Annotated in this window: 5 protein-coding genes and 1 pseudogene; 2 read left to right on the top strand and 4 right to left on the bottom strand. The window is 68.1% G+C overall.

What is annotated here, in order from left to right:
* Positions 1–270 (top strand): annotated as a pseudogene (locus BV908_RS11415) (IS630 family transposase); the annotation flags it as partial.
* Positions 271–280: 10 nt separating this feature from the next.
* Entirely contained in the window at positions 281–1,690 is a 1,410-nt protein-coding gene (locus BV908_RS11410) for a PLP-dependent aminotransferase family protein (protein ID WP_047349433.1), read from the top strand.
* A gap of 174 nt (positions 1,691–1,864) precedes the next feature.
* Here the strand turns inward: BV908_RS11410 and BV908_RS11405 are convergent, their stop codons facing one another.
* From BV908_RS11405 to ccoG, 4 genes are all read right to left on the bottom strand, one after another.
* The gene (locus BV908_RS11405) at positions 1,865–2,005 is read right to left on the bottom strand and encodes a DUF2474 domain-containing protein (RefSeq protein WP_084001969.1); all 141 of its coding nucleotides are present in this window, start codon (positions 2,003–2,005) and stop codon (positions 1,865–1,867) included.
* A complete protein-coding gene (gene cydB / locus BV908_RS11400; protein WP_047349432.1) occupies positions 2,005–3,015 on the bottom strand; it encodes a cytochrome d ubiquinol oxidase subunit II in 1,011 nt (336 codons plus the stop codon). The genes BV908_RS11405 and cydB overlap by 1 nt, the downstream gene beginning before the upstream one ends.
* A 3-nt stretch (positions 3,016–3,018) precedes the next feature.
* Entirely contained in the window at positions 3,019–4,452 is a 1,434-nt protein-coding gene (locus BV908_RS11395) for a cytochrome ubiquinol oxidase subunit I (RefSeq protein ID WP_103738188.1), read from the bottom strand.
* 152 nt (positions 4,453–4,604) lie between these two features.
* Positions 4,605–6,038, bottom strand: coding sequence for a cytochrome c oxidase accessory protein CcoG (gene ccoG, locus BV908_RS11390; RefSeq protein ID WP_047349430.1), 1,434 nt, complete (start codon positions 6,036–6,038; stop codon positions 4,605–4,607).
* Positions 6,039–6,049: the final 11 nt, after the last annotated feature.

The raw sequence follows: 6,049 nt of genomic DNA, 5'->3' as shown, positions 1-6,049 counted from the left end.
TGGTTCGCCAGACACCCCAGGTTTCACGTGCACTTCACTCCCACCTCGGCATCCTGGCTGAACCAGGTAGAGCGTTGGTTCGCTACCCTCACTGAGAAGTACATCCGTCGCGGCACGCACAGATCAACAAGACAGCTCGAACAAGCAATCCGCCAATACCTCAAACTCAACAACGCTGATCCAAAACCATTCGTCTGGGCCAAGTCTGCCCAAGACATCCTTGCAAGCGTTGAAAGATTTTGTCTGCGAATTTCTAACTCAGGACACTAGAATCGGCCGCATGAAACGCTATGAGGCCCTCGCGGCGGACATCGAAGCTTCCATCCGTGACGGCGTGCTCCGCCCCGGCGACCGCCTGCCCTCGGTGCGCCACACTTGCACAAGCCGCGGCATCAGCGCCTCCACGGTGTTCCAGGCCTACTACCTGCTGGAGGCGCGCGGCCTGGTGCGTGCGCGCGAACGCTCGGGCTACTACGTGAGCGAGGGCGCGCGCAAGCGCCCGCCCGAGCCGGAGCTGGCCTCGCAGCCGCAGGACGCGTCGATCGCCGTGGACGTGAGCGAACTCGTGTTCGAGGTGCTCGAAGCCAGCATGGCGCGCGACGTGGTCGCCTTCGGCTCGGCCTTTCCCAGCCCGCTGCTGTTCCCGCTGTCCCGCCTGGGGCAAGCCGTGGCCGCCAGCGCCCAGGCGCTCGACCCGTGGAGCACGGTGGACGACCTCTCGCCCGGCAACCCGGCGCTGCGCCGGCAGATCGCGCTGCGCTACCTTGCCGACGGCCTGCAGGTGCGCACCGACGAGATCATCGTCACCAACGGCGCGCTGGAGGCGTTGAACCTGTGCCTGGCGGCAGTCACGCGCCCGGGCGACTCCGTGGTGGTCGAATCACCCACGTTCTACGCGGCGCTGCAGACGCTGGAGCGCATGGGCCTGCAGGCCATTGAGGTGCCGACCCACCCGCGCGAGGGCATAGACCTGGCGGCGCTGGAGCACGCCATCGCGCGCCACGGCCCCAGGGCCTGCTGGCTCATGACCACCTTCCAGAACCCGCTGGGCGGCCTGATGCCAGAGGCCAAGAAGCAGGCCCTGGTGGAGCTGCTCACGCGCCACGGCGTGCCGCTGATCGAGGACGACGTGTATGCCGAGCTGTACTTCGGCGACAGGCGCCCGCTGCCCGCCAAGGCCTTCGACCGTGAGGGGCTGGTGTTGCACTGCTCCTCGTTCTCCAAATGCCTGGCGCCGGGCTATCGCATCGGCTGGGCCGCGCCGGGCCGCTTCGCGCAAGCCGTGGCGCGCCAGAAGCTGACCACCACGCTGGGCGCATCGGCGCCCGTGCAGCTGGCGCTGGCCACATATCTGGAGCGCGGCGGCTTCGACAAGCACCTGCGCCGCCTGCGCCAAACCCTGGCCGCGCGCCAGGCGCTCGTGGCCGAGGCCGTGGCCGCGCACTTCCCGCCAGGCACGCGCGCCACGCAGCCGGCGGGCGGCTACTTCCTGTGGCTAGAGCTACCCGATGGCACCGACACGCTGCGGCTGCACCGTCAGGCGCTGCAGCACGGCATCAGCATCGCGCCGGGCCCGATCTTTTCGGCCTCGCGCAGCTTCGCGCACTGCCTGCGGCTGAACTACGGCCAGGAATGGAACGCGCGCAGCGAAGCCGCGCTGGCCACGCTGGGCCGCCTCGCGGTGAAGTGAAACAACCCCCTGTGGCGCTACGCGCCTTCCCCCTTCTCTCGCATCGCTACGCGATGCGGGAAGGGGGACGCAGCCCTCGCTGCGGGGCGGCCCTTGCTCGGCTGCCCTGGCTTGGGTAGCGCCAGTTTCATGCGTCGCGGGTTGCGTGACGCTCTGAGGGAGGCACGGTGTGAGCTAGGCGGTCAGGCCCGCCAGGCCCATCAGTCCCCGGAGCAACCACGCCACGATGCCCAGGGTGGTGACGCTGGCGGCCCAGATCAGCACCAGCCAGCCGATGCGCCGCAGCCAGGGCTTGCGCGGGGCGGGCGGCGCCATCAGTGGTAGCCCTCGCCCGGGCGCACCTTGCCGCGGAACACGTAGTACGACCAGGCCGTATAGGCCAGGATGATCGGGATGATGAGCAGCGCGCCCACGAGCGTGAAGCCCAGGCTCTGCGGCGGCGCGGCCGCTTCGCGCAGGGTGATGGCCGGCGGGATGATGTGCGGCCACAGGCTGATGCCCAGGCCGCTGTAGCCCAGGAACAGCAGGCACAGCGTGAGCAGGAACGGCGCCGCGCCGGGATTGCCGCCGCGCAGGCTGCGCAGGATGCCGACGGCCGTGACCAGCACCAGCAGCGGAACGGGCGCGAAGAACGCGAGGTTGGGCCAGCTGAACCAGCGCTGCGCGATGGCCGCGTGGGTCAGCGGGGTCCACACGCTCACGATGACGATGGCCGCCAGCAGCGCCAGCGTGGCCGGGCGGGCCAGCGCCACCATGCGATCGTGCAGCGCGCCCTCGGTCTTGATGATGAGCCAGGTGGCCCCGAGCAGCGCATAGGCCAGCAGCAGCGCCAGCCCCGTGAACAGACTGAACGGCGTGATCCAGGCCAGCGCGCCGCCCGTGGCGACGCCATCGCGCACCTCGAAGCCGTTCAGGAACGCCCCCAGCACCACGCCCTGGAAGAACGTGGCCACGTAGGAACCGCCCATGAAGGCGATGTCCCAGAAGGGCTTGTGGTGCTCGTCCGCCTTGAAGCGGAACTCGAAGGCCACGCCACGCCAGATGAGGCCCAGCAGCATGAGCAGCAGCGGCAGGTACAGCGCGCTGAGCACCACGGCGTAGGCCAGCGGAAAGGCGGCCATGAGTCCGGCGCCGCCCAGCACCAGCCAGGTCTCGTTGCCGTCCCACACGGGCGCCACGGTGTTGACCATGACGTCGCGGTCCTCGCGCGCCTTCACGAACGGGAACAGGATGCCTATGCCCAGGTCGAACCCGTCCATGATCACGTACATCATCAGCCCGAAGGCAATGATGATGATCCAGACGACCGGTAGATCGATGCCCATGGTTCAGCCCTTCCGAGGAGTGGTGTGGATGGCGCCGGCCGGTGCGTCCGGGGCGGCGGACAGCGGCCGTGCTGGCCGGCGCTGCGGCGCATCGGAGCCGTCATCGCCCGTATCGTCATAGACGTCGGGCCCCAGGGCCACGAGCTTGAGCAGGTAGCGCGTGCCGATGCCGAACACGATGAAGTACGCCACGACAAAGATGATCAGCGAGGTGCCCAGCACCAGCGCGGAGTGGTTGGACATCGCGTCCTGCGTGCGCATGACGCCATAGACGATCCAGGGCTGGCGGCCGATCTCGGTGGTGAACCAGCCCGCGAGGATGGCGATCAGCCCCGTCGGTCCCATCCAGACCGCAAAGCGCAGAAAGAGCCGCGAGCGGTACAGCCCGCGGCGCCAGCGCAGCCAGGCGCTGCACAGCCCCAGCAGCAGCATCAGCATGCCCAGCCCCACCATGAGGCGGAAGCTCCAGAACACGATGGCGGCATTGGGCCGATCCTGCGGCGCGAACTCCTTGAGGCCCTGGTACTGCCCGTCCCACGAGTGCGTGAGGATCAGGCTGCCGAGCCGGGGAATCTCCAGCGCGTAGCGCGTGGTCTCGGCCTCCATGTCGGGCCAGCCGACAAGGGTGAGCGGCACGCCCTCGCCCGGCTTGCTCTCCCAGTGCCCCTCCATCGCCGCCAGCTTGGCCGGCTGGTGCTGAAGCGTGTTCAGGCCGTGCAAATCGCCGATGGCGACCTGCACGGGCGCCACCACGAGAAGCATCCACATGGCCATGGACAGCATGGTGCGCACGCGCGGGTTGTCGTTGCCGCGCAGCAGGTGCCACGCCGCCGACGCGCCCACGAACAGCGCGGTGGACAGGAACGCCGCCACCGTCATGTGGGCGAGCCGGTAGGGAAAGGACGGGTTGAAGATGACCTCGAACCAGTCCGTCGGGACCACCACGTTGTTGACGATCTCGAAACCCTGGGGCGTCTGCATCCAGCTGTTGGAGGCCAGGATCCAGGTGGCCGACACCAGCGTACCCAGGGCCACCATCACGGTGGCGAAGAAATGCAGGCCGGGGCCGACCTTGCGCCAGCCGAACAGCATCACGCCGAGAAAGCCCGCCTCCAGGAAGAAAGCCGTGAGCACCTCGTAGGCCAGCAGCGGCCCGGTGATGCTGCCCGCGAAGGCCGAGTAATGGCTCCAGTTGGTGCCGAACTGGTAGGCCATGACCAGCCCCGAAACCACGCCCATGGCGAAGTTGACCGCGAAGATCTTCGACCAGAAGTGGTACAGGTCGCGGTACACCGGGTTCTTGCGCCACAGCCACAGCCCTTCGAGGACGGCCAGGTAGCTCGCCAGCCCGATGGTGATGGCCGGAAAGATGATGTGCATCGAAATGGTGAAGCCGAACTGGATGCGGGCCAGTTCCAGCGCGGTGAATCCAAGCATTGCGCGTCTCCTTCAAACGTACAGCGCGGTGCACATGGGTGGTTCGACGGCTCCTGTTGCATCCCAGGCGCGATGCCTGGAGCGCCGCAGTATCCGCCAGCACGCCCACCCTGTCGAGGGCAGGCCGCCGCGCCCCTGGCGGCCAGACCACCTCATCGCGGCACCAGGAAGATGGCCTTCTCCGTCACGCGCGCCGGCGTGTCGCCGAGCGCCTCGACATCGAAGAGCACCGGGTGCGAACCCGGTGGCATGGAGCCGTAGGGAATGCGCAGGCGCACGGGTACCCAGCGCGCCTGCGCGGCGCCGATCTCCACCTCGGGTTCGGACGCCACCTCCAGCCCCGCGATGCCGCTGGCGCCGATGCGGTAGCGCTGCGGCGCCTCGGTGGCGTTCATGATCTGCAGGCGGTAGATGTTCTCCAGCTTGCCGCCCGCCACGATGCGCGAGAGCGCGGCGCGGTCGCGCACCACGTCCACCTTGAGCGGCGTGCGCAGCGCCATGCTGGCGAGCATGGCCACGCTCAGGGCAACCAGCACCGCCGTATAGATCAGCACACGCGGCCGCGCCACGCGGCGCAGCATCTGCGCAGCGCTCCAGCGGCTGGCCATGCCGTTGTGCGTGGCGTAGCGGATCAGGCCGCGCGGCAGGCCCACCTTGTCCATCACGCTGTTGCAGGCATCCACGCACAGGCCGCAGCCTATGCACTCGTACTGCAGCCCCTCGCGGATGTCTATGCCCACGGGGCAGACCTGCACGCACAGCGTGCAGTCGATGCAATCGCCCTGCCCGCGCGCGGGCGCGGCCGTCTTGCTGCGCGGCCCGCGCGTCTCACCGCGCTGCGCGTCGTAGGTGACGATCAGCGTGTCCTTGTCGAACATCGCGCTCTGGAAGCGCGCATACGGGCACATGTACTTGCACACCTGCTCGCGCAGGAAGCCCGCGTTGCCGTACGTGGCCAGGCCGTAGAACAGCACCCAGAAGATCTGCCAGCCGCCCTGCAGCGCCAGCAGTTCGCCACCCAGTTCACGGATGGGCACGAAGTAGCCCACGAAGGTGAAGCCGGTCCACAGCGAGAAGGCGATCCAGACCAACTGCTTGGCCGACTTCTTCCACAGCTTCTCGGCCGTCCAGCCGCCGTTGTCCAGGCGCAGGCGCGCGCTGCGGTCGCCCTCGATGCGGTGCTCTATCCACAGGAAGATTTCGGTATAGACCGTCTGCGGGCAGGCAAAGCCGCACCACAGCCGCCCGGCGACGGCGGTGAACAAAAACAGCGCCAGCGCCGAGATGATGAGCAGACCCGTGAGGTAGATGAAGTCCTGCGGGTACAGCACCAGGCCGAACAGGTAAAAGCGCCGCGCGCCCAGGTCGAACAGCACCATCTGGCGCTGCCCCCACTCCAGCCATGGCAGGCCGTAGAACACGATCTGCGTGGCCCACACCATGAGCCAGCGCCAGCGCGCGAAGGTGCCGCGAATGGAGCGCGGATAGATCTTCTGCTGCGCCTCGTACAGCGAAGTGGACTCGGGAACGATCGGTATGGTTTTGCGCGGCGCCCCGTTGCGGGGCAGGCGCTCTGGATGGGACATGGGGGCCTCTG

The sequence above is a fragment of the Diaphorobacter sp. LR2014-1 genome, assembly GCF_002916785.1.
In the GTDB taxonomy this organism is placed as follows: domain Bacteria; phylum Pseudomonadota; class Gammaproteobacteria; order Burkholderiales; family Burkholderiaceae_C; genus Diaphorobacter; species Diaphorobacter nitroreducens.
This window is presented reverse-complemented; position numbering and strand designations above follow the sequence as displayed.